The sequence below is a fragment of the Rhabdothermincola sediminis genome, assembly GCF_014805525.1.
In the GTDB taxonomy this organism is placed as follows: domain Bacteria; phylum Actinomycetota; class Acidimicrobiia; order Acidimicrobiales; family Acidimicrobilacustridaceae; genus Rhabdothermincola; species Rhabdothermincola sediminis.
The window spans coordinates 1-26,399 of sequence record NZ_JACFSZ010000006.1 but is presented as its reverse complement, the minus strand read 5'-3'; the positions used below and the strand labels follow the sequence as shown (position 1 = coordinate 26,399).

Here is a 26,399-nt window from a genome sequence, read left to right as displayed (position 1 = left end):
CCGGTGGGGACAGCCGGGTCGCCTCGCCACGGGGATGTCGGTCTCGGGGCTCGATATGTCGCCGGATGCCCGGCCGGCGTTGAGATCAGTGTATGCCTTCTCCAACGCCGCGGAAGTCCTCCGTCATCCCGCGGGCCGGGACGAGCCGCCGAGGCGTTGCACGAGAGCGTTCGCCGGCAACACCACGGGCTCCGCCCGGCCGAGGGCGTCGACCGCGGCTTCGCAGAAGGGTCGGCCCGGATCGTCGTCCGCGCACCAGCCGAGCACCAGCACCGGCCTGTCCGGTCGGGTGCCCGCGAGTTGTTCGAGGTGTTCGATGCTCTGCACCGGTTCGGCGGCGCGCCCGGTGTAGTAGCGGATCCAGGAGTCCGGCCGGAGGGCCTGGCCGACGTAGGGAACCACCTGCGAATCCGCCGGGAGGTCGGTGGCCAGCAGCGCATCGACGGTCCGGTGCCCGCGGGCGATCTCGTCGGCCGCTCGGTGCGGGGCCACCAGCCAGTTGCCCAACCCGATCGCCACCACCGCTCCCACCAGCACGAGTGGCGCGTTGGTCCCGGCATCGCGCGCCAACCGGTCGAACACGTAGGCGAGCCCCACGGCGGCGGGCAGCACCGCCCAGTAGTTCCAGTACTGGTGGCCGGCCGACGCCGCATGGAACCCGAGGGCGTAGAGCCCCACGATGCCGAGCGACATGGCGGCAAGGGGCCGGTAGCGGGGCGAGCGGAGCGCGACGCCGCACCCGACCAGCCCGATCACCACGAACGCCAGGAGCTGCAGGATCCACGGCACCTGGAAGGTGACCATGTCGGCGATCGAGGCCGCCTCGGTGCCGGCGGAGCGCCCCAGGAACTTGTCACGCATCACCACGAAGCTCCCATAGGTCCACCAGGCCCACGAGAGCGACAGCGCGGCTCCCGGCACGCCGCCCGCGAGCAGCCAGAGGCCGGGCGGCCACGGTCGCTCCCGGTCACGGAGGTGGCGGACCAGCAGGGAGGCCCCGCAGAGCGCCACCAGCACGGTGGCCTGCCAGCCGGCCAGCGCGGCGAGGAATGCCGCGCCGGCGAGAACCGGCGGTCTGGTGAGCCGGCCGGTGCGCCCTTCCCAGACGGCGTGCCAGACGAGCAGGACCGCGAGCCCGAACACGAATGACGTCACGGGGGTGTCGAGCATCACGCCGTAGACGAGGAACATGGGGCTGAACGCGACGGCCGCGGTGGCCGCGCCGGCCACCAGCGGGCCCGCGAGGCCGCGCAGGAGCACGAACAGCAGGGCCATCGCCCCCATCGAGCCGAGCCAGGCGGGCATGCGGCTGGCCCACTCCCGCTCGCCGAAGACGGTCTCGGCCGCCGCCGTCTCGGCGACGATCCCGGGCGGGTGGCTGGCATAGAGCGATCCGTCGGCCCGCCGGCCACCGAATCGGGACTCGACCACCCCGAGCTCACGGAGCGCACGGCTGTTCGTCGCCCACACGGCCCCGTTGATGCCCTCGTCGGAATCACCGAACCGGGCGGTGATGCGCCCCGAGGCGAGCAGCGGGAGCGCCACCACGGCCACGGCCAGCAGCGTCAGACCGACCACGTCGGCCGGCGATCGTCGGTTGGTGCGGGCCTCCATGGGGTGCGGGCGATCTTAGGCTGGAAGGGTGGTTGAACGGCCGCCGCCCGGTTCCATCCCCGATGCGCCTGGCTCCTACCAGTTCAAGGATTCGCGGGGCCGGGTCATCTATGTGGGCAAGGCCCGCAGCCTTCGCCAGCGGCTCTCGAGCTACTTCCAGAACCCCTCCTCGCTGCCGCCTCGAACAGCACAGATGGTGGAGACCGCCGAGTCGGTCGAGTGGATCCAGGTCCGCAACGACGTCGAGGCCCTGATGCTCGAGTACAGCCTGATCAAGCAGCATCAGCCCCGCTTCAACGTCCGGCTGCGGGATGACAAGAGCTACCCCTTCCTGGCGGTGACCCTGGACGACGACTGGCCTCGGGCCATGGTGATGCGGGGCCGCAAGCGCAAGGGCACCCGCTACTTCGGCCCCTACGCGCACGCCTACGCCATCCGGGAGACCCTCGATCTGCTGCTGCGCACCTTCCCCGTCCGCACCTGCTCCGACAACAAGCTCCTGCGTCACCAGCGCTCCGGGCGCCCGTGCCTGCTGTTCCACATCGAGAAGTGCTCAGGGCCGTGCGTGGGCGAGGTGTCCGAGGAGGACTACGATCGGCTCGTTGCCGAATTGGTCGAGTTCCTCGACGGCGAGACCGATCCCGTGATCCGCCGGCTGGAGGAGGAGATGGCGGCCGCGGCGGCGGACCTCGAGTTCGAACGAGCGGCGCGGCTGCGGGATCGGCTGGCAGCGGTCCGCAAGGCCGTCGAGAAGCAGCAGATGGTCGCCGACCGGGCCGAGGATCTCGACGTCATCGGCCTCGCGGGGGATGAGCTGGAGGCCTCTGTGCAGGTGTTCTACGTGCGCCGCGGCCGTGTGGTGGGGCGCAAGGGCTTCGTGCTCGACCGGTCCGAGGACCTGAGCTCGGGCGAGCTGGTGGACCGGGTGCTGGAGGGCCTCTACAGCGAAGAGCCACCCATGGGCGTGCCGAAGCAGGTGCTGGTGTGCGAGGAGTCCGCCGATCGGGCCTTGCACGAGGCATGGCTGTCGGGGCTGCGAGGCTCGAAGGTCACGCTCCGGGTGCCACGACGAGGCGACAAGCGGGCGCTGCTCGAGACCGTCGTCGAGAATGCGAAGGAAGGGCTCGCTCGGCACCGGCTCCGGCGGGCCGCGGATCACAACAGCCGGGCTCGGGCCCTGAACGAGCTGCAGAAGGCGCTCGGTCTCCCCGAGGCGCCGTTGCGCATCGAGTGCTACGACATGAGCCACATCCAGGGCAGCGACTACGTCGGCTCGATGGTGGTGTTCGAGGACGGGTTACCCCGCAAGAGCGACTACCGGCGTTTCAAGATCAGAGGCGTCGCCGGCAACGATGATTTCGCGGCGATGGAGGAGGTGCTCTCCCGCCGCTTGAGCGCCTACCTCACGGAGCGGGAACGTCCCGTGGGCGAGGGGAGCGGCCGGTTCTCGTACCCGCCGCAGCTGCTGCTGGTCGACGGTGGGAAGGGACAGCTCGGGGTGGCAGTGCGGGTGCTCGAAGAGCTGGGGCTCGACGAGGAGATCCCGGTGGCCGCGCTGGCCAAGCGCTTCGAGGAGGTGTACCTCCCCGGCCGCGAGGAGCCCGTGCGGATCCCGCGCCAGAGCGAGGCGCTGTACCTGCTCCAACGGGTGCGCGACGAGGCTCACCGGTTCGCGGTGTCCTACCACCGTGAGCTGCGGGGCAAGCGGATGACGGCCTCGGTGCTCGACGGCATCCCGGGTCTCGGTCCGGCCCGGAAGAAGCGGCTGGTGAAGGAGCTCGGCGGGGTCAACGCGGTGAAGCGGGCGTCGCTCGAGGAGCTGCAGGGGCTGAGCTGGCTGCCGGATCGGGTGGCCGAGGCGATCCACGAACGGTTGCACCGAGGGTGAACGCCATGCAGGGCGAAGGCGGGGCTCCGGCGGCGCGGGCAGCGGTGATGGTGATGGTGGCCTTCGGGCTGATGACGTGGTTGTTGGCATCCTCGCTCGGGGGCCCCGGGTACTTCCTCCAGCTCGGCGAGCGGAGCGAGGCCCTCCCGTTGGTGCGCGAGCACCTCGGGCCAGACATCCCCGTGTGGTCCCCGATCGGGCACGACGGTGAGCGGTTCTGGTCACTCGCCCGCGATCCGCTGCTGCTCGAAGGGCAGCCGCTGGCTGATCAGCTCGACCGTCCCGCCTACCGGGCCCAGCGGATCGCCTATCCGCTCCTCGCCGCGCCCTGGCGGGCAGGTGGGGAGACCGCGCTGCTGTGGGGCCTGGTGATCACGAACGTGCTGGTGATCGGCGCGGGCACGTACCTGACCGGAGGCCTCGCGCAGGCCCGGGGCACGCGATCGAGGTTCGTCCCGTACGCCTTCGCGTTGAACCCGCTCGTGTGGCTGTCGTTCCTGTTCGACCTGAGCGACGCGCTGGCGCTCGCTGGCCTGGTGGCCGCGATGTGGGCGATCCACCGCCGGCGGTCCGATCTGGTGGCCGTGTCCTCGGTCGTCGCGTGTCTGGCCAAGGAGACGAGCCTTCTCGGGCTCCTCGTCGCGGCGGGGGCGGCTCGGGGGCTGCCGTGGCGTCAACGCCTGGCGCTGGTCCTGCCGGGGGCCTTGGCGGCGGCGGGCTGGAGGGCGTACGTGCTCACCCGCCCGGGGTTCCACGAGGGCGGGAGCGTCCGGGAGTTCAGGCTGGTCGCCTTCTCGGGGTACCTGGACGTGTGGGGGCACGGCTTCCCCGACGCGACCGACTGGGTCTACCTGGCCGTCACCCTCTCGATCCTGGCGTTCAGTGGGTACGTGGTGGCGCTCTGGTGGCGTGATCGCCGGGATCTGCTGCTGTGCGCATCCGTGCCGTATGCGCTGCTCACACCTTTCCTGGCACCGGTCGTGATCGACGTCCCCATCAACTCCGTTCGGGTCATCGGCCCTGCCGTCACCCTCGTCGCGGTGTACCTCGCCTCGCGTCGAGTGAGCCCGTCGCGGCGGGAAGGGCTCGCCACGGTCGGCGAGTCTCAGCAGCCGTGACCGACCGGCGGTCGGGAAGATCGGCCGTACTCGGGAGGGCGGGAACGTGACCGACGAGCTCTGGGAGCGCCACGCGGTCTGGTGGCAGCAGCAGTTCACCGCGGGCGCCGACCCCGAGTACGAAGAGCAGATCCTCCCGCTGGCTCGGGAATGGCTGAACGGCTTCCCGCGGGTGCTCGAGGTCGGTACGGGGGAGGGGCAGGTGGCCCGGGCCGTGGCCGCCGGGGGGGCCAGCCGGGTGATGGGGATCGACCCTACGACGGCGCAGATCGTCGAGGCTCGCCGGCGGGGTGGAGGGCCGTGGTACGTGCAGGCAGAGGCAGCCCGGCTCCCCGTGGTCAGCGGCTCGTTCGACGCGGTGGTGGCCTGCCTGGTGTTCGAGCACATCGACGCCCTCGATGAGGCCATCGGCGAGGTGGCCCGGGTGCTGCGACCAGGCGGGCGGTTCGTGCTGTTCCTCAACCACCCGCTGCTCCAGACGCCGGGCAGCGGCTGGATCGACGACCAGGTGCTCGACCCACCGGAGCAGTACTGGCGGGTGGGTCCCTACCTGCCGGAGAGCAGCAGCGTCGAGGAGGTGGAGAAGGGCGTCCACATCCGGTTCGTGCATCGCCCGCTGTCCCGCTACCTGAACGCGCTCGCCGACGCGGGGCTCGCCCTGGAGCGGATGCTCGAACCTGCGCCCCCACCGGGGTTCCTCGCCCGGGCTCCTGAGTACGAGGACGCGGCGAGCATCCCACGGCTGGCGGTGATCATCACCCGGCGGGGATGACCACCCCGGTACCCTGGATCGTGGTGAGCGAGTTCGTGGTGATCACCGGGCTCTCGGGCGCCGGGCGATCCCAGGCGGCCGACATCCTCGAGGACCTGGGCTGGTTCGTGATCGACAACCTGCCGCCGTCGCTCATGTCCAAGGTCGCCGAGCTGGCCGGCGCCCCCGGCTCCAGCATCTCGAAGGTGGTGCTGGTGGTCGGCACCGGCCCCTACCACGACGAGGTGCTCCCAGCGCTCGACGGGCTGGCTACACAGGGACTGCGGCTGCGGATCCTGTTCCTCGAGGCTTCCACCGACGTGCTGGTTCGCCGGTACGAGTCGAGCCGGCGGCGCCACCCGCTCGACCACGAGGGGCGGGGTCTGGCCGGCGCGATCGAGGCGGAGCGGGCGCTGCTCGAGCCGGTCAAGGAGCACGCCGACGTGGTGGTCGACACCAGTGAGCTGAACGTGCACCAGCTCCGGTCACGGATCCTCGACCTGTTCGAGGCCGAATCGCCCGAGGCCGGGATGCAGACCACGGTGATGTCGTTCGGCTACAAGCACGGCCTCCCGCTCGACACCGACCTGGTGATCGACTGCCGGTTCCTGCCCAACCCGCACTGGGTCGACGAGCTGCGTCCCTTGAGAGGTACCGACGAGCGGGTGAAGGCCTACGTGATGGGCCACGAGGTCACCGGGGTCTTCCTCGACGAGCTGACGTCGCTGCTGGAGCTCCTGTTGCCCGCCTACGTGGCCGAGGGCAAGAGCTACCTGACGATCGCCTTCGGCTGCACCGGCGGGCACCACCGCTCGGTGGCCATCGCCGAGGAGGTCGCCCGCCGCCTGGGCGAGCAGGGCTACGACCCCAAGGTCGTCCACCGCGACGTCGACCGCTGAGCCCTCCCTGGCGCGCCGTGTCTGCCGGTTCAGCCGCCCTTCCGTTCTGGCCTGTCAAACGCGTGCTCTGGCACGCGTTTGGCCTGCCGGTTGGGTGGTGTGCGGGTACCGCTCGCGTTCTGGCCTGTCAAACGCGTGCTCTGGCACGCGTTTGACAGGCCGGTTGGCAGTGGAAGCGAAGGGACCGGCCCCGAACTGGCAGGCGAGCGGTCCGGCGTGGTGCGATAGGGATGTTCGCCACCAGGGAGGCTTGCTGGTATGACCATTCGTGTCGGGGTCAACGGATTCGGCCGCATCGGCCGCAACTTCTACCGGGCGGTGCGCCAGCAGGGCGCCGACGTGGAGGTCGTGGCCGCCAACGACCTCGGGGACGTGGCCGAGATGGCCCACCTGCTCAAGTACGACTCGGTCATGGGTCGCCTCGACGCCGAGGTGAAGCCCACTGGCGACGGCATCGAGGTCGACGGCAAGCTGCTCAAGATCACCGCCATCCGCGACCCGAAGGAGCTGCCGTGGGGCGAGCTCGGCGTTGACGTGGTGGTCGAGTCGACCGGCATCTTCACCACCCGGGAGAAGGCCGCCGCGCACCTCGACGCGGGCGCACCGTTCGTGATCGTCTCCGCGCCCTGTACGGAAGCCGACGCCACCTTCGTGGTGGGTGTCAACGACGACACCTTCGACCCGGCCAACCACAAGGTGGTCTCGAACGCCTCCTGCACCACGAACTGCTTCGTGCCGATGATCAAGGTGCTCGACGACGCCTTCGGGGTGGAGAAGGGTCTCATGACGACCGTGCACGCCTACACCGGCGATCAGAACCTGGTGGACGGCCCACACAAGGACCTCCGCCGGGCGCGGGCATCGGCGATCAACATCGTGCCGTCGTCCACCGGGGCCGCTCGGGCCACGGGCCTGGTCCTACAGGCCATGAAGGGCCGACTCGACGGCACCGCGCTGCGGGTGCCGGTGCCGGACGGGTCCATCACCGACTTCGTCGGCGTGCTCGCCCAGGAGGTCACGGTTGAACAGGTGAACGAGGCATTCGCCGCCGCGGCAGCGTCGGGTCCACTGGCGAAAGTGCTGGAGTACACCGACGAGCCGATCGTCTCCACGGACATCGTCGGCTCGCCGGCGTCGTGCACCTTCGACTCGAAGCTGACCATGGCCATGGGCAACCTGGTCAAGGTGCTGGGCTGGTACGACAACGAGTGGGGCTACTCGAACCGGCTGGTCGATCTGGTGCAGATCGTGGGCGCCGCGAACAGGTGACGCCCGGCAGCCTTCCCACCCTGGAGGACCTGGGCGACGTCGAAGGTCGCCGGGTCCTCCTCCGAGCGGACTTCAACGTCCCCATCAGGGACGGTGTGGTCGTCGACGACTTCCGCATCCGGGCCGCGCTACCCACCATCGAGTGGCTGACCGAACGCGGCGCCCGGGTGACCGCGTGCAGCCACCTCGGCCGACCCAAGGGCAAGCCCGATCCCACGTACTCGATCGAACCCGTCCGCCGAGTGCTGGCCGAGCTGGCGCCCGGGGTGGAGCTGCTCGAGAACCTGCGCTTCGACCCGGGTGAGGAAGCCAACGATCCGACGTTCGTCGCCAAGCTGGTCGAGGGCCAGGATCTCTACGTCAACGACGCGTTCGGCGCCTCGCACCGGGCTCACGCCTCGATCGTCGGCCCGCCCCGCCTGCTGCCCTCCGCGGCGGGCCGGCTGCTCCAGCGCGAGGTCGACGTGCTGCTCCCGCTGCGCACCGATCCCGAGCACCCTTTCGTGTGCATCCTGGGCGGGGCCAAGGTGAGCGACAAGCTGGCGGTGATCGGTGCGCTGCTGCGGGTGGCCGACTCACTGATCATCGGCGGCGGAATGTGCTTCACGTTCCTCAAGGCCCGGGGCCACACCATCGGTGACTCGCTGGTGGAAGAGGACATGGTCGACACCTGCCGGGAGCTCCTCGAGCGGGAGGGCGACAAGCTGCACCTGCCCACCGACATCACCGCGCTCGGCCCGGGCGGTGAGATCGGCAACCCGGACGCAGGGGGCGAGGTGCGCCAGGTGGGCGCGGACGTCCCTGACGGGTGGAAGGGCCTCGACATCGGACCGGGCTCGGCCGCCGAGTTCGCCGACGTGATCCAGGCCGCCCGCACGGTGTTCTGGAACGGCCCGATGGGGGTGTTCGAGGATCCACGTTTCGAAGCGGGGACGAAAGCCATCGCCAGCGCGATGGCCGACGCGCCCGGCTTCACCGTCGTGGGCGGAGGGGACAGCGCTGCCGCGCTCGACCAGTTCGGCCTCGCGGCGGCGATCGATCACGTGTCCACCGGTGGCGGGGCGTCGCTCGAGTTGCTGGAGCTCGGCGACCTCCCCGGCCTCGAGGCTCTGCGGGGAGCGCCGAATGCCTGAGAAGAAGCCCAGCCGCAAGCCGTTGATCAGCGGCAACTGGAAGATGCACCACAATCACTTCGAGGCCATCCAGACCGTACAGAAGCTCGGCTACCGCCTCGACAAGGAGGACTACGAGCTGGTGGACGTGTCGGTGCACCCACCGTTCACGGACATCCGCTCGGTGCAGACCACGCTCGAGAGCGACAAGATCCCGATCCTGCTCGGCGCGCAGAACTGCTACTTCGAGGAGAAGGGCGCGTTCACGGGGGAGGTGTCGCCGGCGTTCCTGGCCAAGCTCAACGTGAGCCTGGTGATCGTCGGGCACAGCGAGCGCCGGGAGCTGTTCGGCGAGACCGACGAGGTGGTGAACAAGAAGGTCAAGGCGGTCTTGCGGTTCGGGATGACTCCGATCTTGTGCGTGGGCGAGACGTTGGCCGAGCGCGAGGCGGGTGGTACCGACGAGAAGGTGCTGGGCCAGGTGAAGGCGGGCCTCGCCGGGCTGAAGGCCGACCAGGTGGCGTCGATGGTCATCGCGTACGAGCCCATCTGGGCCATCGGAACCGGAAAGACCGCCACCAGCGAGGACGCGCAGGCGGTGTGCGGTTCGATCCGCGCCACGGTGGGGGACCTCTTCGATGACCCGACGGCGTCGGCGGTGCGCATCCAGTACGGCGGTTCGGTCAAGCCCGCCAACATCGCCGAGCTGATGGCCCAACCCGACATCGACGGGGCGCTGGTGGGCGGCGCCAGCCTCGATCCCGACGAGTTCGCCAAGATCGTCCGCTACCGCCTGACCGCCTGACCGGCGGTCCGGGGCGGCTCGGGCGGCGGTCCGCGCCCGGTCAGGGTGGCGGTCTGCGTTCGGCGGCGACCGCTGGTAGCGTGGTTTGCCGTGCTGACCGCCATCGTCCTCGGGTTCCACATCATCGTGTCGATGGGCCTGATCTTCCTGGTCCTGCTCCACAGCGGCCGGGGGGGTGGCCTGTCGGACATGTTCGGTGGTGGCCTGGGGGCCTCGGCGGCGGGCTCCACGGTGGTCGAGAAGAACCTCGACCGCATCACCGTGGTGGCGGCACTCATCTTCGTGTTCACCTCCGTCGGTCTGGCACTGCTGCTCAACAACGGGTGAGTCCGCCGGCCGTGGAGGCGAGGCGGCCGAACGGCAGGCGTCTCCTCGCCGCCGCGATCGCTCTCGCCGTCGCCGCGAGCGCCGTGGGCTGTTCGGGTGCGGAGGAGAGCGAGCCCGCACCCACCACCGAGGCCGGCTTCCGCCCAGGCGGCACCTTGCGTCTCGGCGTCGCCGGCTCGACGGCGCTCGACCCCGCCCTGGCGGTGCCCACCGAGCAGGCCGAGATGATCGCGGTCGACCTGCTCTACGATTCGCTGGCCACCGATGCGAACCCCGCGGAGCCGGATCTGGCCGAGTCGTTCCAGCCCTCCGAGGACCACCGCCGCTGGAGGATCGTGCTGCGGGACCGGGCCTTCGCCGACGGCTCGCCGATCACCGCGGAGGACGTGAAGTTCACACTGGAGCGCCTGGCCCGCCAGGGGAGCGCGTCGCTCGCGGGCACCCGGCTCGACATCGTCGCCGGCTACGAGGCGCTGGCGGTCGAGCGGAGCGCCTCGGAGCTGTCCGGCGTGCGGGTGCTCGACCAGCGTACGCTCGAGATCGACCTGGGGGTCTCCTACACCCAGTTGCCGGAGCTGCTCGGATCGCCCCTCTACGGCATCGTCCCCCGGGCCGCGGTGCAGGCCGCGGGGGACCGCTTCGGCGATCAGCCGGTGGGCTCCGGGCCGTACCGGTTCGTCGGGCGTGACGGTTCGGTCGTGCGCCTGGAGCGGGCGCCGGGCCCGGCCGGGGAGGCTGCAGGGCCCGACACGGTGGAGCTGGTGGGGTTCGACACGGTCGCTGACTCGTACGCCGCGTTCGAGGAGGGCCGGGTGGACTGGTCGCTCGTGCCCCCCGAGCGGGAGACGCTGGCGGAGGCGGCGGCCAAGTATGGGAACGGCGCGTTCCGCAGCTTCGGGGCGGAGCTGTGGTTCGGCATCAACCAGCACGATCCGGCCTACGCCGACGTGCGGTTCCGCCGGGCGATCGTCGCAGCCATCGACCGGGAGGGGATCGCGCGTCGGGTTTTCGCCGGCCGTCTCCCGTTGCGGGGGCTGGTTGCGGCTGGGGTGCAGGGCGCCGCGGACGACGCCTGCGCCACCGCGTGCGCCTACGACCTGGACGAAGCCCGGGCGCTGCTGGCCGAGGTGTTCGGCGGTGGACCGGTGACCACGACCGTCGTGCTCGACACCTACGACGACCCCAGCCAGATCGAGTTGATCGAGGCCATCACTGCCGACCTGCAGGCGGTCGGCATCCCGGTGGAACACCGGGTCAAGCCCTTCGAGGAGTACCGGTCGTTCGTGGTGAGCGGGGAACCGGACGTGTTCAGCTTCGGTTGGGTGGGCATCAACCCCACCCAGGAGGCGTATCTCGGCCCGCCGTTCCTGTCGGGGTCGCGCGACAACGTGGTCGGGGTGAGCTCGGAGGCGGTGGACGCCGCCATCACCCGGGCGCGGGCGACGCCAGAGGCCGAGGCGCGGGACTCGCTCTACCGCGAGGCCGAGCAGCGCCTGCTCGGCGACGGGGTGGCGATCCCGGTGGTGCAGCTCATGACGAACCAGGTGATCGCGCCACGGGTGAACGGGTTCGCCGGTCGCCTGGACGGAACGTTCGACGTCGCCTCGCTGTGGCTGGCGGACTAGGCGAGCGGGCCGGGGGGCCCGCAGCTTCGTCCGGTCGGGCCATCCGGCAGGGCCAGCGGGGGGCCAGCCGACTGGCTGCCGACCCGCGGGCTAGAACCAGGGGATGGCACATCCCCGCCGTTTCCGTTTCGCCGCTGAGCTGCACGAGCCGCTGCCCGGACGCACCTGGCTCGACAGCGCCCGGGAGCTCGAGGACCTCGGCTACTCGACGTTGTTCCTGCCCGATCACTTCGACGAGGGACCTGGGCCGATCGCCCTGACTGCCGCAGCCGCCGCGGTGACGACCACCCTCAACGTGGGGGTGCTCGTGTTCGACTGCGACTTCCGCCACCCGGCGGTGCTGGCCCGGGAGCTGGCGACCATCGACCTGCTCTCCGAAGGGCGGCTAGAAGTGGGCCTGGGCGCGGGGTGGAAGCGCACAGACTACGAGCGATCCGGCATCCCGATGGACCGGCCCGGGGTGCGGGTGCGCCGGCTGATCGAGCACACGAGGGTGCTCAAGGGCCTGTTCGCCCCCGGGCCGTTCAACTTCCACGGCGAGCACTACACGATCACCGAGCTGGAGGGCACGCCGGCGCCGTACCGGCCGGGCGGACCGCCGATCATCATCGGCGGCGGGGCGCCTCGGGTGCTGCGCTTCGCCGGCGCGACCGCCGACATCGTCGGCGTGAACGCGTCGATCCACTCCGGGGAGATCGACGCCGAAGCTGCCCGTGACGCGCTGGCGGACCGCATCGACCAGAAAGTGCGATGGGTGAAGGAGGGCGCGGGCGAGCGCTTCGGGGACCTGGAGCTGAACGCCTGGCTGGCGGTCGCGCAGGTGACCGACGACAGCGCCGGCTTCGCATCGCTGCTGGCGCCGGGCTTCGGGACGGAGCCGGAGTCGGTGCTCGAGTCGCCGCTCACCCTCATTGGCTCGCCGACCGAGATCGCCGAGCGGCTGCACGATCGCCGGGAGCGGTGGGGCTACTCGTACCACGTGATCCCCGGGGACCAGGCGAGAGTGCTCGCGCCGGTCGTCGAGGCGCTGAGCGGGCAGTGACGTAGCCCGCCGCCGGCTTCGGGATCGAGGAAGGCCCGCGCTAGAGTGGCCGCTCGCTCCGGTGCGGGGAAGCAGCCGTTCCGGAGGCCACGTCGGAGTGGCGGAATAGGCAGACGCGCTAGCTTGAGGGGCTAGTGCCCGCAAGGGCGTGGGGGTTCAAGTCCCCCCTCCGACACCGCCAGCCAGCACACGCGCTGGTTGGGCTTCTACCAGCACCTTCCTGTCATCGGGGTGCCAGGTGAGCCGTAGTCCGAGTGTTTCGTAGAGTTCGGCTCGCTGTTTGGGGTCGGCGTTGGCGAGCACGGCGACCATGTCGCCGAGTCCTTCGATGAGCCCGCGTAGCTCGGCGACGGTGGGCGCGTCGGCGGGTGTTGCGGTGCGCAGCGCGATGTCGGCCCGGTTGCGCTCGGCGGTGACCTCGGCCATCCACCCGGCGACGGTTGCGGCGTCGGCCCCGGCGTCGAGGGCGGCGCGGTACTGGGAGAGTCGCTGGTCGCAGTCGCCGATGCTTTGGCGGGCCTGCTCGGCTCGCGACGTGTCTTCGTGTTGTTCGTATGCGGCGGCGAGCTGTTCACAGGTGGCGTCGAGGTTGTCTGGGTTGAACAGCTGCCCGAGCCATTCGTCGAGGGCGGGGACGACCTTGTCCTCGCGCAGGTAGACGGTGCGGGGATGCTCGATGCCCTTCTTCTGGGCGTACTGCTCTCGGAATGTGCAGCGGTAGTGTGCCTTGCCGTGGTTGTAGTTGCCGCCCATGCGCCGCCCGCAGACCCCGCAGAACAGCAGCCCTCGCAGCAGGTAGGCGCGCTCGGTTGGCATGACGGTCTTGGGACGGGCGACCCGGACGTGGGACGCCATGATCGCCTGCACCTGGTCGAAGGTCTCCATGTCGACGAGCGGCTCATGCGTGACCTCAGCCGACCAGATCCACTCGCCCTTCTCGTTCCAGCGCATCCGGGTGCGGTGCCCGAGGGCGACGTCTTCGGGGTCGAGCAGGTCCTCGTCCTTGCGCTGTCGGGCCCACACCTGATGGCCGGTGTACCGGGGATTATGCAGGATCGCGCGCACCGCCGAGTGGGCCCACGCGCCACCGGAGTGCTGGCGGTGACGGTTGCGGCTTGGGTCGTGCGCCGATGGCGACGCGATCCCCTCGGCGGTGAGCGCCTCGGCGATCGAGCGGAGACCGTGGCCGTCGAGGTACCCGGCGAAGATCCGACGCACGACCGGCGCCGCCACCGGATCGGGCTCGAGGCGGTGTTGGCGCTTGCCGTCGGCGGCCTTGGCCGGGTTTGGGTGGGCTCCGACGTCTGCGAGCTGGTAGCCGTAGGGCGGGCGGCCGCCGAGGTAGCGGCCTTCGGTTGCGGCCTGGGATGCCATCGCGGTGCGGACTCGGACCTTGATCCGGTTTCGTTCGCCCTTCGACATGCCGCCGTAGAGCGACATCACGAGGTCGTGCGCTTCGCTGTCGGGATCGACCCGGCCGCCGACTTCGGGGACCCACAGCTCGACGCCGTAGTGCACCAGCGTCGGGAACGTGAGCCCGAACTGCTGGCCGTAGAACGCCCGGGCCGGTTCACCGATCACCACGGCGTCGAACGTCCGATCGTCGCGGCGTCGAAGGTCGTCGAGCAGCCGTGACGCCTCCGGTCGCCGCTTCCACGGCAACGACCGCGATTGGCCGATGTCGAAGTAGTCGGCCACCACCTCACCGTGACCCTCGATCAGCTGGCTGGACCGCGAGAGCTGCCAGGCCTTCGAGGACGCGGGGTCCTGTTGGTCCTCGGTGGACACTCGGCCGTAGAACGCGAAGCGCTTCAACATGGTCACGACGCTACGGCTTCGGGCTCGTCAGGGGAACGACCGATTCGCAGCTCCACCACCGACGGTTCCCGGGCGGCGTCGCGGACCATCGCCAGGAGCAGCCGCGCCGCGTCGCCGGTCAATTGCGGCAGCCCGTCGGGCACCTCCAGAACGACCGAGGCACGGTCGGATGGGCGACTCATGGGGTCGACCGTCGCAAGAGGTACGCCCTGACATACGACCTGAGGTACGCCCTCGGTGACGGTTGGCACGAGAAATCTGCGTGGCCTTCGCCCCGTCGCGCTGGAGCTACACCCTGACCTACTCCCTGGGGTACACCCTGCGCGGGGGCAGGGGCCATCACACGGTGCGGATGGCATCCCGGCCGGGGGAGAGGACGACTCACGAGGTCGACCATCGCGAACGGGACTCCCGGTATCGCTCCCGTTCGAGTTCCCGATCCGAAGAAATCTCGAGAAATCCATGTCGGGGTGGGTCCCGGTCTGCCCGCCGACCGGAACACCGAGTCGGCCTCGCAGCTGCGATCGGGCACACCAATCGCACGCACGCGGAGAGGCGCACGCCCTCATCCTGGTGCGATCACGTGGCGTTCACGCGTTCACGGGCCTGATCGCGCGCCCTCCCGGTCACGTCCTCGGCCAGCAGCCACCTGCTCTCGCTCCGCGCGTCGACACCTGCTTCCGACACCGCCTCATCCCGAGACGCACGACCTCTACAGGGACACCCCCAAAGCAGAGGTCACATGTAAGCGTGCCTCGGCGGTTGATCGTCGTCGATGGCCTCGGGTTGCATGAGTGCTCCCCGGCTGGTTCGGGGGGAGGCGATTACGAAGGTCACTGAGGGCCGCGGCTGCGGACGCCTCGGCAGTCTGAGTGCCTCCCTTCCGGTCCGGCCACGGAGGACCCGGATAGGTTCGTGGGCCGACCCGTTGAGGTCGTGGTCCGGTTGAACGACATGTGTGGGGGCCGTGACGGGCTCTCGTGCGACCGCTCGTGGGGCCGTGGTCGGCGTGGTGGGCATGCCCCCCGGTCGAGCCGAGGAACACATCCTCGTTGTTCGATCGGAAGGAGAAGCTCATGTCGGATCGTCGTCTTGTGGGAGTCGACTTGGGGATCGCGTCGGCGCACACCGTGGTGGTCACCGACGCGGAGGGCACGGTGGTGGCCCGGCGCCGCTGTCGCCCGATCCGGGAGTCGTTGGAAGCGGTCGAGGCCGCCGCGCTCGCCGGGGCGCCGGAGGGCACTCGCCTGGAGGTGGTGGTGGAACCGACGGGGGTGGCGTGGTTGCCCGTCGCGGTGTTCTTCGTGCGCCGCGGCCATCTCGTGTATCGGGTGTCCTCCGCGAAGGCGGCCGCGCTGCGGCGGTTCTTGTCGGCGAACGCGAAGACGAACTCGATCGACGCGGAGACCTTGGCCCGTCTGCCGATCGTGGACCCCGGCGGGGTGCGGCCCCTCGAGTTGCCCACCGGCGAGCTCGCCGCCCTGGACCGGCGGGTGCGGGCGTGTGAGCGGCTGACCGAAGCCCAGACCCAACGCAAGATCCGGCTGCGGGAGCTGGCCCGCCAGCTCTACCCCTCCATCGATGACGTGATCGGCGGGGAGGTGTCCCGTTGCGACGTCGCGGTCCTGGAGCGTTGGGGCGACCCGCGCCGGCTGGCCAAGGTCCCGCACAGGCGTCTGGTCGAGGTGATCGCCAAGGCGTCGTCGGGTCAGAAAGGCGCTGATCATGCGGCCTCATGGCGCCAAGCGGCCGAGGATGCCCTGGACCTCTATGGGGATGACCCGGCGGTGCCGTTTGAGGCGTTGGCGGCGGAGATCGCCACGGAGTGCCGGCTGCTGCGAGCGATCTGGGCTGAGCACAAGGGCCACGCCGTGGCCCGCGAGGACGCCTACAAGGCCGCGGATCCCGACGGTCTGGCCCGTTCGCTGCCCGGTGTCGCCGCGATCGGCGGTCCGCTGCTGGTGGCGTCGATGGGACGCCCGGGCCGGTTCCGCGACGCGGCCGCGTTCAAGTCCTTCACCGGCCTGGCCCCGCGGGCGTCCGAGACCGGTGACACCGACCGCAAAGGCCAGCCGATGTCCAAGGCCGGGCCCGGCCGGCTGCGCCACCAGCTCGTGCTGTCGGCCAACACCGCACGGCGTCTCGACCCCCAGCTCGCCGCGGTCTACTACACCCAGATGGTCGAGCGGGGCGCCCATCACACCAAGGCGCTGTGCGTTGTCGCCACCCGCCTAGCCGAGCGGGGGTGGGTCACGATGGCCCGCGGTGAGCCCTACGTGATCCGCGACATCGACGGCCGGCCCGTCGACCCTGCCGAGGCCAAGGCGATCATCGCTGAGCGCTACACGGTCCCCGAAGAGATCCGCCGGCGGCGCCGGTCCCGCAAGACCAAAGCGAAGGGGAAGGCCCCTCACCACGCCGGACGGCGTGACACACGAGGCGACCTTCCCCAGCCGTCATCGTCGGGACCCAACGGGCCCCGCGTCAAGACCCCCGCCGACGCGTCGAGCAGGCCGAACCGCCCGCACTCCTGACCCATCCCGTCTCCATCGCGGGGCGCGCAGGCCAACACAGCGCCCGCGATTCGCGCCCATCCAGCGAAACGACCCTCGTCGAGGGCCTCACCGCGCGCGCACGCGCGCACGCGCGCACCAGCCAGCGTGCTGCTTCGCGAACGCCTCTTGACAACGCGTCCTGCATAGGGTCACAGACTGGCTCGCGGTCGAGCAGGGTGTTCGCCGGGACCGGACCGGGAACCCGAACGGGAACGCGACCGGGAGCGGGTCGTGTCGGCTGGTGCCGTCCCGTCCGCTAACCGCACGATGCTCCCGCCCGCCGCTTCGCTCCGGTTGGGCACCCGCCCTCCGGTCACCGCGACCTTCCGGGTTGGGGTCGGGTTGCCGGCGAACCCGCGCCGTGAACCGGGACGGGACCGTGACCGGGAGGATGCGACACGGGCCGGGATCGAACCCGGGACCGATTGCGGGACCGAAGTCGGGACCGGGATGCGCGATGAAGTCACTGCGTCAGCGTGCTGAGGCGCGAGCAATGACCCGAGTCGTGACCTGACCAGTGACTCGCGGCCGATCGGTCGGGGTGGTGTGACGAACGACCACGCGAAATCGGGGGACGCGCGGCGGCTTAGGGGTGGGTAAGGGAAGTGGAGGTGCGCGCGCATGTTGAACATCGGATTGATGGCCGCCGGTCAGCAGACCTACTACCTGTCGATCGCCAAGGGCGTGGAGGACTACTACACCGGTCGGGGTGAAGCGCCGGGCCGATGGTTGGGCGCGGGCTCCGGCCTGTTGGGCCTCGATGGCCTGGTCGACGAAGCCGACCTCACTGCGGTCCTCGAGGGACGAAGGCCCGGAAGCGACGAGCGGTTGACGCGGGCGAAGCTGCCGGGGCTGGACTTCACGTTCCGGGCCCCGAAGTCGATCTCGCTGCTCTACGGGCTGGGTGAGGCCGGCACGGTCACCGGTGAGGTGGTCGCCGCGCACGAGGCCGCCGTCGACGCGGCGATCGGCTACCTCGAGCGCCAGGTCTGCCTGTCGCGTCGCCGGACCGACGGGGTCCAGCACCAGGTCCCCGGCGAGGGGTTCGTGGCCGCCGGGTTCCGGCACCAGACGTCGCGGGCGGGGGATCCGACGCTGCACACCCACGTGCTCATCGCCAACATGACCCACATGCCCGATGGGCGTTGGGGGGCGCTGCACTCGCCGCCGATGTTCCACCACGCCAAGACCGCCGGGTTCCTCTACCAAGCCCAGCTGCGGGCCGAGCTCACCCGCCGCCTCGGCGTCGAATGGCAGCCCGTGACCAACGGCTACGCGGATGTCGCCGGCATCCCGAGAGACCTCATCGACGCGTTCTCCCAGCGGCGGGCGGAGATTCTCGACGCGATGGAAGCCCGCGCTGAGCACTCGGCGAAGGCCGCGCAGAACGCCGCGCTCGACACCCGCCGGGCGAAGGTCTACGAGGTCGACGCCAACACGCTGCGAGCCGACTGGGCCCAGCGTGCTGACGAGCTGGGGTTCGGTCCCGTCGAAGTCGCCGAGCTCCTCGGCCGGGGCGTGGCCCGGGAGCCCCAGCTGTGGTCGGTCGGCTCGCTGTTCGATGACCTCGCGTCGGCGACCGGGGTGACGGAGCATGCGTCGACGTTCGGGCGTCGTGATGTGGTGCGGGCGGTCGCCGAGCGGATGCCCGACGGCGCGGACGTGACCGCCATCGAGGACCTCGCCGACGGGTTCATCGCCGAGCGTCGCGTCGTCGAGGTCGGCGACGTCGCCGGCGAACCGAGATGGACGACCATCGAGCTGTTGTTGACCGAGAACCGCGTCGTCGAACGCGCCCGCAGCCAACGCGACGCCGGGGCCGCCATCGCACAACCAGACGCGGTCGAGGCAGCGATCGCCTCACGCCCGTCGATCTCCGACGAGCAGGCAGCCATGGTCCGACACCTCACCCTGTCGGGTGCCGGCATCGACGTCGCCGTCGGCGCCGCGGGGACCGGGAAGACCTTCACGTTCGACGCCGCCCGCGAAGGCTGGGAAGCGTCGGGCTACTCGGTGTTCGGCGCCGCGCTCTCCGCACGCGCGGCCGCGGAGCTGTCGGCGGGGTCTGGGATCCCCGCAATGACCATCACCCGGCTGCTCAACCAGCTCGACGAAGGCCGCCTGGTCCTCGACGCGGGCTGCGTCGTGGTGATCGACGAGAGCGGCATGGTCGGCACACGAACCCTCGACGCCATCTCACGGCACACCACCGAAGCGGGGGCGAAGTTGGTGTTGGCCGGTGACACCGCGCAGTTGCCCGAGATCGACGCGGGCGGGTCGTTCCGGGCGATATCGATCTATGCGCCGTCGACGGCGCTGGTCGAGAACCGCCGCCAGATCCACGAGTGGGAGATCGGCGCGCTCGACGACCTCCGCAACGGGCGCATCTCCGAGGCGGTCGCCGCCTACGGGACCAACGGCCGCATCATCACCGCCGACAACGCCGATGCCCTCCGACAGAAGTTGGTCGACGACTGGTTCAACGCACCGGGGACCGACAAGGTCATGATCGCCACGAGACGCGCTGATGTCGCCGACCTCAACGACCGCGCGCGTGCACTGCTCGACGCGGCGGGGCGGTTCGGGAACCACGAGCTGCACATCGACAAGCGCATCCAGGTGGCTGGCCGCGAGTTCGCCGTCGGCGACCAGGTCCTCGCCGTTGGCCGCAACCACTGGGACCTCGACATCCTCAACGGCGATGTCGGCACCGTCACCCGCATCAATGAGAGCCGCAAGACCGTCACGTTCAAGTGTGAACGGGTGAACGAGGAACGCACCATGCCCACCGACCGGCTCGAGGCCGGCTTCCTCGACTACGGCTACGCGCGCACGAACTACAAGACCCAGGGCGCCACCGCCGATCGGATCTTCACCCTCGGCGGTGACGGTGATCTCGATCGCCAGGCCGCCTACACCGCGCTGTCACGCGGCCGAGTCGAGAACCGCCTCTACATGCTCACCCCCGACGAGGACGTGTGGAACGTCCTCGCCCCCAACCCGCAGCGAGCGCAGCGAGTGGATGGCCGGGATCTGTTGTTGGAACACGCCGAACGTGAACTCTCCCGGGACCGGTCCCAGCACCTCGCCTCGGAGCTGTTGGGCAGTCTTCCCGAACCCGACGGGACCCCGGTCGGGCATGGCCGGGACGCGCTGCTCGCCGAGCTCCCCGAACCCGCCGGGTCGCGCGCGCACAACTCGCTGGCCGACGATCTCCTCGCCGAGCTGCCCGACCCGAGCGACGACCGCACCCTCGCAGATGACGTGGCGGATATCACCGCACGACTCGACCGCTTGCAACAGCGCGAGCGGCCCGCTGTCGACGACGGCCTCGGAATCGGCCTGTAGTGAGCGCCAAGTTGGCGGGCCACGCTGTGCAATGACAGGAAAACCTGTTATATAGCGAGCATGGTTCTCGCATCGACAGCTTTGGGTTCGGATTCTCTTGTCCGGGCGACGGCGCGGTTCTTTCGGGTTCTGGGTGATCCGACCCGCCTCACGATCCTCCAGACGTTGGAGGGGGGTTCGTTGACGGTGGCCGAGTTGGTCGAGGCGACCGGTATCCCGCGGAGCCGGTTGTCGAATCATCTGGCGTGCCTGCGGTACTGCGAGTTCGTGGAGGCCGAGCCGGAGGGACGCACGGTGCGCTACTCCCTCGTGGACGGCGACGTCGCCTCGTTGGTCGCGAACGCGTCGGTCGCCGCTGCGCGGCGCGAGGAGCACCTTTCGTCGTGTACTCGCATCGGACCGGTGTGGGTGTGATGGCTGAACGGTTCGATCTCATTGCGGTCGGCTCGGGCGGCGCCGCCTTCGCGGCCGCGATCCGGGCCCATGATCTGGGTGCGAGCGTGGCCATCGTCGAACGGGCAACCGTCGGGGGTACCTGCGTGAATGTGGGGTGTGTCCCGTCCAAGGCGCTGCTGGCCGCGGCGGACGCAGTGTGGCATGCCCGCCACCCCCGATTCGCCGGAGTGCCGGCCACCAGCGGCGGGGTCGATCTCGCGGCGATCCAAGCCCAGAAACGGCACTTGGTCGGCGAGCTCCGCCAGGGCAAGTACGTCAACCTGGCGGCGGACTACGGCTTCGAGATCGTGGTTGGCGAAGCCCGTTTCACTGACGAGCGCACGATCGACGTCGACGGGCGCACCTTGACAGCCAAGGCGTTCGTGATCGCTACCGGCGCGGAGCCTGCGTTCCCCGATCTCGTCGGCATCGGCGACGTCGATGTGTTGACCTCGACCTCGGCGATGGAACTCAACGAGGTACCCGAGCACTTGGTCATCGTGGGCGGCGGTTTCGTTGGTCTCGAACAGGGACAGCTCTTCGCGCACCTCGGCGCCAAGGTCACCATCATCGGACGCGTCGCACCCCACGCCGAGCCAGAGCTCGCGCAACGCCTCGCCGAGGCGCTCACCGACGAAGGGCTCACCCTCATCGCCGAGCGAGCCACCACCGTCGACCGCGACGGCAGCGGAGTCCGGGTCACGACCGCAGCCGGGACGACGATCACCGGATCGCACCTGTTGGTCGCGACGGGGCGACGGCCCCGCACCGCTGCGCTGGACCTGGCGGTCGCGGGAGTCGAGACCGACGCTGCGGGGTTCATCAAGACCGACAACCAGCAGCGTTCCACGAACCCGGTCGTCTACGCCGCGGGTGACGTCACGGGCGGTCCCCAGTTCGTCTACGTGGCGTCCGCGCAGGGAGCCGCCGCGGCCGAGAACGCGCTCACCCGAGGCGAGCAGCGAGTTGATTTGACCGGCCTGCCCGATGTGATCTTCACGAACCCCCAGCTCGCCGCGGCTGGCCTCACCGAAGCACAAGCCCAAGCGTCGGGATTTCAGACCGACAGCCGGGTGCTTGAGTTGGATCGGGTGCCCCGTGCGCTGGTGTCCCAAGACACCCGGGGCGCGGTGAAGTTGGTGGCCGAGGCCGGCTCGGGCCGCATCCTGGGTGTCCATCTCCTCGCTGCCGGCGCCGGTGACGTCATCCTCGCAGGGGTCTACGCAATCACCCAGGGCATGACGGTCACCGATCTGGCATCGACCTGGACGCCGTACCTGACGATGGGCGAAGCGCTGCGCTTGGCGGCGCAGTCCTACACCCAGGACGTCCGGAAGCTGTCGTGCTGCGCATGACACCACCCCGGCCCCGTATCCCGAGCTGGGTTGCGTGGGCCTACCGGCCCGCGGCGCGCCCCCGTGCCCGCGACGGCCAGTCGAACCACATGAACCGAAGGAGCCGACGATGACAAGACCGCAGAGCGATCCGGGCAAAGAGATGGGTGTCATGGCCGTCGTGGCGATGGCGGTGTGCTGTGGAATCCCGCTGCTGCTCGGCGCGACCTCGCTCGCGGTCACCGGGGTGGTGTTCGGGAGCAGCGTGGTGGTCATCGGTGCCGTCGCGCTCGCCGTGTTCGCGTTCGGACGGGCACGAACCCGCGCCCGCGACGGCGAGGACTGCTGCGATCCCACCCAGCAGCGGTCGGCCGTCCGGCGTGCGAGCGAGCCGCGGCCTCACCCATGAACGAGCGTGACGGGGCGCAGGCCCCCGGCGCGGCTGTGCGTCCGCGTCGGGGACTTCGGTGGGTCTGGCCGGCTGGGTTCGTCGTCGTGTTCCTTGTCGGCACCGCCTTGGTCTGGCAGCGCCGCCCAGTGGAATCACAAGTGGTTGCGCCGCCGGCACGGGCCGGGACCGTCGCGAGCACCGAGATGGCTCCTGCGACACGGGGCCCGGCGGCGGGGGAGGGAGAGCCGGCGCCGGCATTCGTGGTGGCCGATCTCACCGGCGCCCCGGTCGAGCTGTCGGCGCTGCGGGGAGAGGCGGTCGCGGTCTACTTCTTGGCGACCAACGCGTGCGCGAGTTGCGAAGCAGGGGCGCGCAAGCTCGCTGTCGCGTTGGACACGGTCGGGGCCGACAACGCGGAGGTCGTTGCCGTCGACTATGACCCTGCCGACAGCGCCGAATCCCTCACGGGATTCGCCCAGAGTGTCGGATCGCCGCCGTTTCGGTGGGTGCTCGACACCAACACCACCATGGCGCAGGCCTTCGAGCCCGCCACGTTGTCCGAGGTCGTCATCATCGACAGCGACGGCATCATCGTCGCGCGCGGGGACGCCAACGCGACCGACCAGGCGACCCTCACCGGCTGGTTGCAACAGGCCGCGACATGAGCACCCGCCCCCGATCCCCAGCCCACCCTGCACGATCCGCGAGCGTGAGGGGAAGTCAACGGGCCGGCCCGATACCTTCCGTGAGCCAGCGGTGCCGCGGGTGGCTCGCTCGGCGACGGTGGTGGGCGACCGGCGCGGCGGTCGTGGTCGTGCTGCTCGTCGCGGTGTTCGTCTCCCGAACCGGCGAGGTAGCTCCGGGCTCGCGGACGGACGCCGGCGCGGCGACGGGAGCCTCGGTCGGTGACACACCCCCGGTGCTGACCGTGTCGGCGGTGTCCGGGGAGGCGCTGCGTATCCCCGCGGCCGGCAAGCCAACAGCCCTGTTCTTCAGCGCGGCGTGGTGCCAGACGTGTGTCCCCGAGGCCCAGGCCTGGGACCGCATCGAGCGCAGCTTCGGCGACCGCCTCTCGGTCGTGGTCATCGACGCCGACCCCAACGATACCCCCGAGACGTTGGCAGGCTTTGTCGATCTGATCGGCGAGCCTCGCTACCCGTTCGTCATCGACAGCGACGCGACCGTCGCCCGCACCTACGAGCTGGCGTCGCTCGACACGACCGTCATCATCGACGCCACCGGCACGATCGTGTTCCGCGACGGTGTGCCCACCTCCGAAGCCACGCTCCGTACCGCGCTCGAAAAGGTCGGGCTGTCGTGAACCTCGTGGTGTTCGCGTACGGCGCGGGGCTGCTCGCAACGGTCAATCCGTGCGGCTTCGCGATGCTCCCCGCGTTCTTGGGGTTCTACATCGGCGGCGCCGACACCGCAGCGGAAGCGTTGTCGCCGTACAACCGCGCCGCCCAGGGTGTGCGCGTCGGGGCCGCGGTCAGCGCCGGGTTCGGTGCCGTGTTCACGATCGTCGGGCTCGCCGTGACCGCGGGACTGCGCCAGCTGCTCTCCGTCGTACCGTGGGTTGCGGTTGTGCTGGGCGTCGCATTCACGATCATGGGCGCCGCGATGATCGGTGGACGCCACATCGGGCTGGCGGCCGCGCAACGCGTCCAGGTCGACACCCACCAGCGCAGCTACTCGAGGATGGTTGCGTTCGGTGCCGCCTACGCGTTCGCGTCGCTGTCATGCACCCTCGCAGTGCTGCTCTCAGTCATCGCCCAGGCTCTCGCCACCGACAACCTCGCGCAGCTCGTCGCGGTGTTCGCCGCCTACGCCGCGGGGGCGGCGACACTGCTCATGGCGCTCGCCCTGTCCGCCGCGTTCGCCAAACAGGGCCTGACCGCCAAGGTCCGGCGGGTCCTGCCGATCGCCACCCGCCTCGGTGGCGCTGTTCTCGCCCTCTCCGGGCTCTATCTGATCGCCTACTGGCTCCCATCCCTTCTGGGCTCCGACGCCCGCAACCCCCTCGCCGCGCCGGTCGAAGGCGCGTCGAGCACCATCTCGGCGTGGCTTTCGGCCAACACCGGCCTCGCCGCGTTCGTCGGAGCAGCACTCGTCGTCGGCGCGGCGGCCACCATGGCAGCCAGCCGGCTGCGGCGGCGAGACCGCCACGACACACCCGAACCAACAACGGCTGCTGTCGACGTCGACTGTTGCACGCCACCTCTGATGGCAACCTCGCCCACCACCCGATCCGAGGACCCGACATGACCGACTACCGATCAAAGCCCGTCCCGTCCGAGCTCGGCACGCGCCTCGCCGAACTCCACAACCTCGACGACCCGCCCGCCACCCTCGGCCATCTCGCCGACCAGCTCGGCGGGCTGCTCACCCGGCTCGCCTCGACCGACACCGTCGAGTCGTTGCTGTGCTGCGGGTCGACCTCACGGCATCAAACCGTCATCGAAGGCCAGATCATCCACACCCACTGCGTGCTCGACTCGCTCATGCTCCCCGCCATCCGAAACCGGCCCGCCATCATCCACTCGACCAGCCCCCGCGACGAACAACCCATCCATGTCACCATCGACCGCGACACGGTCACCGCCGATCCTCCGACCGCGGTCATGTCGCTGGGCGTCGCTCGCTACGGCAACGGCAGCATCTACGACACGGCCTGCCCCTACATCAACGCATTTACCTCCGACGGCGCCTACCAACGGTGGGCCGACGCCACCCCCGGCGCGGTGACCATGGCGCTCTCGATCGGTGACGCCGTGACCCTCGCCGCAGATCTCGTCGCACAGACCCGAGCCGGCCATGTCTGACCCCGACCCATCACCCACCCGGCTCCAAGCGGACACCGCCTCGATGCCGACCACGATCACCGGCATCGAAGCGATGACATGCGCCCGATGCGCGACCACCGTCGAACGGGCCATCACCAACGCGGGCGGGACGAACGCGACCGCTGATTGGCGAACCGGATCGGTTCGGTTCTCCCGCGACCCCTCAACGCCGATCGACCGGTTCCGTCAAGAACTCGACGAAGTCGGCCACCCCGCACGTGACTCGAACTGGAACGACGAGTGGCTCTCCGACCGACCACGATGGCCGTGGATCGCCGGGCTGCTCGGCAGCGGCGGAGCCGCGGGACTTGTGGTGCTGTGCTGCGCCTACGGCACAGCGGTCGTGCTCGGCGGGATCGGCGTCACCGCCGGAGCCGCACTACGCAACCCTCTCATCATCGCCCTCAGCCTCACCTCCTTGGGCGCCGCGCTCCTGGTGCGGTTCCGTCGGCACAACGGCAAGCGTCGCTGAGGGTTGGGTCCGACGGTGCCCTGCCCTTCGCGAACAACGTGGGCCGCGGCGGTTGCCGGCAGATCCCCTGTGGGAGCTGAGGCGTAGGCGCTACCCGATGTCGAGGGCCCACCGGACCGAGCGTGTGTCGGCTGGGCGAGTCCCCCCTCCGACACGATCTAACGCACACCGGAAGCGCCTCGACTTCTACGAGGCGCTTCGTCGCGTCGAAGGTCAGTTCGAGGCCGAGCTCGTTGTAGAGGCGAGCCTTCGTCTCGGGGTCGGCGTCGGCGAGGACGTCGGTGATCGGCCCGACAGCCTCGATGAGCGAGCGGATGTCGGCGTCGTCGAGCAGGCTTCGCGGGCGGGCAGCCTTGAGGTCCTGTTCTGCTGCGAGCTTGGTGGCTCGAAGCTCTCGGAGGCGCGGAGCGACGACATCGGCGGGCGAACCAGCCTCGATGGCGGCGACTAGGCGGTCCTGTCCGGGGGTCCTGTTGACAGGTGGACCCTGTGGAGGGTGTCAGTTTGTCTGTCGGGCTTTGAGGGTGTCGAGCATGTGTTTGGGTGTGCGGCCGGCCATGTAGTTGCTGTGGTTCGGACGCCGGTGGTTGTAGCGGATGAGCCAGGCGTCGGCTTCGGCTTGGAGTTGGCGGGTCGAGCTGAAACGCCGGCGGGGGAGGGCGGGCCGCCAGCATTCTTGGAGGATGGTGCCGTGGAATCGTTCGCACACGGCGTTGTGGTTGGGTGATCGGGGTGGGATCCGGTGGTGGTGGA

The 26,399-nt window shown here is 70.1% G+C and carries 25 protein-coding genes and 1 tRNA gene; 22 read left to right on the top strand and 4 right to left on the bottom strand.

Annotation, left to right across the window (positions count from 1 at the left end; genetic code table 11):
* Positions 1-123 precede the first annotated feature (123 nt).
* The gene (locus HZF19_RS06215; RefSeq protein WP_208027893.1) at positions 124-1,614 is read right to left on the bottom strand and encodes an ArnT family glycosyltransferase; all 1,491 of its coding nucleotides are present in this window, start codon (positions 1,612-1,614) and stop codon (positions 124-126) included.
* A gap of 28 nt (positions 1,615-1,642) precedes the next feature.
* Between HZF19_RS06215 and uvrC the strand changes: the two genes are divergently transcribed.
* The 11 genes from uvrC to HZF19_RS06160 all read left to right on the top strand — a co-directional run bounded on the left by uvrC (position 1,643) and on the right by HZF19_RS06160 (position 12,625).
* Entirely contained in the window at positions 1,643-3,502 is a 1,860-nt protein-coding gene (uvrC, locus tag HZF19_RS06210; RefSeq protein ID WP_208027892.1) for an excinuclease ABC subunit UvrC, read from the top strand.
* Positions 3,503-3,507: 5 nt separating this feature from the next.
* Positions 3,508-4,620 carry a hypothetical protein gene (locus tag HZF19_RS06205; protein WP_208027891.1) on the top strand — a complete coding sequence of 371 codons (1,113 nt, stop codon included), beginning with the start codon at positions 3,508-3,510 and terminating at the stop codon, positions 4,618-4,620.
* A 46-nt stretch (positions 4,621-4,666) separates the two neighbouring features.
* Positions 4,667-5,392, top strand: a complete 726-nt coding sequence (locus tag HZF19_RS06200) for a methyltransferase domain-containing protein (RefSeq protein WP_208027890.1) — start codon at positions 4,667-4,669, stop codon at positions 5,390-5,392.
* Positions 5,389-6,270 (top strand): RNase adapter RapZ, encoded by an 882-nt coding sequence (gene rapZ / locus HZF19_RS06195; protein ID WP_235979513.1) that lies wholly within the window; start codon positions 5,389-5,391, stop codon positions 6,268-6,270. Before HZF19_RS06200 ends, rapZ begins: the two co-directional genes overlap by 4 nt.
* 258 nt (positions 6,271-6,528) lie before the next feature.
* The gene (gap, locus tag HZF19_RS06190; RefSeq protein ID WP_208027888.1) at positions 6,529-7,539 is read left to right on the top strand and encodes a type I glyceraldehyde-3-phosphate dehydrogenase; all 1,011 of its coding nucleotides are present in this window, start codon (positions 6,529-6,531) and stop codon (positions 7,537-7,539) included.
* Positions 7,536-8,672 (top strand): phosphoglycerate kinase, encoded by a 1,137-nt coding sequence (locus HZF19_RS06185; RefSeq protein ID WP_208027887.1) that lies wholly within the window; start codon positions 7,536-7,538, stop codon positions 8,670-8,672. The genes gap and HZF19_RS06185 overlap by 4 nt, the downstream gene beginning before the upstream one ends.
* A complete protein-coding gene (gene tpiA / locus HZF19_RS06180; RefSeq protein ID WP_235979512.1) occupies positions 8,665-9,456 on the top strand; it encodes a triose-phosphate isomerase in 792 nt (263 codons plus the stop codon). Before HZF19_RS06185 ends, tpiA begins: the two co-directional genes overlap by 8 nt.
* A 102-nt stretch (positions 9,457-9,558) precedes the next feature.
* Positions 9,559-9,783, top strand: a complete 225-nt coding sequence (gene secG, locus HZF19_RS06175) for a preprotein translocase subunit SecG (protein ID WP_372443441.1) — start codon at positions 9,559-9,561, stop codon at positions 9,781-9,783.
* Complete coding sequence (locus HZF19_RS06170) at positions 9,780-11,408, top strand: ABC transporter substrate-binding protein (RefSeq protein ID WP_208027886.1); 1,629 nt, start codon at positions 9,780-9,782, stop codon at positions 11,406-11,408. Before secG ends, HZF19_RS06170 begins: the two co-directional genes overlap by 4 nt.
* Positions 11,409-11,511: 103 nt before the next feature.
* On the top strand, positions 11,512-12,450 hold the full coding sequence (locus tag HZF19_RS06165) for a TIGR03621 family F420-dependent LLM class oxidoreductase (protein ID WP_208027885.1): 939 nt from the start codon (positions 11,512-11,514) through the stop codon (positions 12,448-12,450).
* Positions 12,451-12,541: 91 nt separating this feature from the next.
* Positions 12,542-12,625: transfer RNA gene (locus tag HZF19_RS06160), tRNA-Leu, on the top strand.
* Here HZF19_RS06160 and HZF19_RS06155 read toward each other — a convergent pair.
* Together HZF19_RS06155 and HZF19_RS06150 are read right to left on the bottom strand one after the other, a co-directional pair.
* Positions 12,607-14,268, bottom strand: coding sequence for a recombinase family protein (locus HZF19_RS06155; protein ID WP_208027884.1), 1,662 nt, complete (start codon positions 14,266-14,268; stop codon positions 12,607-12,609). The two genes, HZF19_RS06160 and HZF19_RS06155, sit on opposite strands and share 19 nt — an antisense overlap.
* 2 nt (positions 14,269-14,270) lie before the next feature.
* A complete protein-coding gene (locus tag HZF19_RS06150; RefSeq protein ID WP_208027883.1) occupies positions 14,271-14,450 on the bottom strand; it encodes a hypothetical protein in 180 nt (59 codons plus the stop codon).
* A gap of 912 nt (positions 14,451-15,362) precedes the next feature.
* On the opposite strand from HZF19_RS06150, the gene HZF19_RS06145 reads away from it, so the two are divergent.
* From HZF19_RS06145 to HZF19_RS06095, 11 genes are all read left to right on the top strand, one after another.
* Complete coding sequence (locus HZF19_RS06145) at positions 15,363-16,802, top strand: IS110 family transposase (RefSeq protein ID WP_208027882.1); 1,440 nt, start codon at positions 15,363-15,365, stop codon at positions 16,800-16,802.
* Positions 16,803-17,444: 642 nt separating this feature from the next.
* Positions 17,445-20,171 carry a MobF family relaxase gene (mobF, locus tag HZF19_RS06140; protein ID WP_208027881.1) on the top strand — a complete coding sequence of 909 codons (2,727 nt, stop codon included), beginning with the start codon at positions 17,445-17,447 and terminating at the stop codon, positions 20,169-20,171.
* A 60-nt stretch (positions 20,172-20,231) separates the two neighbouring features.
* On the top strand, positions 20,232-20,585 hold the full coding sequence (locus tag HZF19_RS06135) for an ArsR/SmtB family transcription factor (protein WP_235979510.1): 354 nt from the start codon (positions 20,232-20,234) through the stop codon (positions 20,583-20,585).
* On the top strand, positions 20,585-21,961 hold the full coding sequence (merA, locus tag HZF19_RS06130) for a mercury(II) reductase (RefSeq protein WP_208027879.1): 1,377 nt from the start codon (positions 20,585-20,587) through the stop codon (positions 21,959-21,961). Before HZF19_RS06135 ends, merA begins: the two co-directional genes overlap by 1 nt.
* 109 nt (positions 21,962-22,070) lie before the next feature.
* Positions 22,071-22,349 (top strand): mercuric ion transporter MerT, encoded by a 279-nt coding sequence (merT, locus tag HZF19_RS06125; protein WP_208027878.1) that lies wholly within the window; start codon positions 22,071-22,073, stop codon positions 22,347-22,349.
* Positions 22,346-22,996 carry a peroxiredoxin family protein gene (locus HZF19_RS06120; RefSeq protein WP_307781153.1) on the top strand — a complete coding sequence of 217 codons (651 nt, stop codon included), beginning with the start codon at positions 22,346-22,348 and terminating at the stop codon, positions 22,994-22,996. The genes merT and HZF19_RS06120 overlap by 4 nt, the downstream gene beginning before the upstream one ends.
* A gap of 80 nt (positions 22,997-23,076) precedes the next feature.
* Positions 23,077-23,652 (top strand): TlpA family protein disulfide reductase, encoded by a 576-nt coding sequence (locus tag HZF19_RS06115; RefSeq protein ID WP_208027876.1) that lies wholly within the window; start codon positions 23,077-23,079, stop codon positions 23,650-23,652.
* Entirely contained in the window at positions 23,649-24,596 is a 948-nt protein-coding gene (locus HZF19_RS06110; RefSeq protein WP_208027875.1) for a cytochrome c biogenesis CcdA family protein, read from the top strand. The genes HZF19_RS06115 and HZF19_RS06110 overlap by 4 nt, the downstream gene beginning before the upstream one ends.
* Positions 24,593-25,153 (top strand): alkylmercury lyase family protein, encoded by a 561-nt coding sequence (locus HZF19_RS06105; protein WP_208027874.1) that lies wholly within the window; start codon positions 24,593-24,595, stop codon positions 25,151-25,153. The genes HZF19_RS06110 and HZF19_RS06105 overlap by 4 nt, the downstream gene beginning before the upstream one ends.
* Positions 25,146-25,646 carry a heavy-metal-associated domain-containing protein gene (locus tag HZF19_RS06100; RefSeq protein WP_208027873.1) on the top strand — a complete coding sequence of 167 codons (501 nt, stop codon included), beginning with the start codon at positions 25,146-25,148 and terminating at the stop codon, positions 25,644-25,646. Before HZF19_RS06105 ends, HZF19_RS06100 begins: the two co-directional genes overlap by 8 nt.
* Positions 25,647-25,770: 124 nt before the next feature.
* A complete protein-coding gene (locus HZF19_RS06095; RefSeq protein WP_208027872.1) occupies positions 25,771-26,097 on the top strand; it encodes a hypothetical protein in 327 nt (108 codons plus the stop codon).
* A gap of 48 nt (positions 26,098-26,145) precedes the next feature.
* On the opposite strand, the gene HZF19_RS06090 is transcribed toward HZF19_RS06095, so the two are convergent.
* The coding region (locus HZF19_RS06090) for an integrase core domain-containing protein (RefSeq protein ID WP_208027871.1) at positions 26,146-26,399 on the bottom strand (254 nt) is incomplete at its 5' end.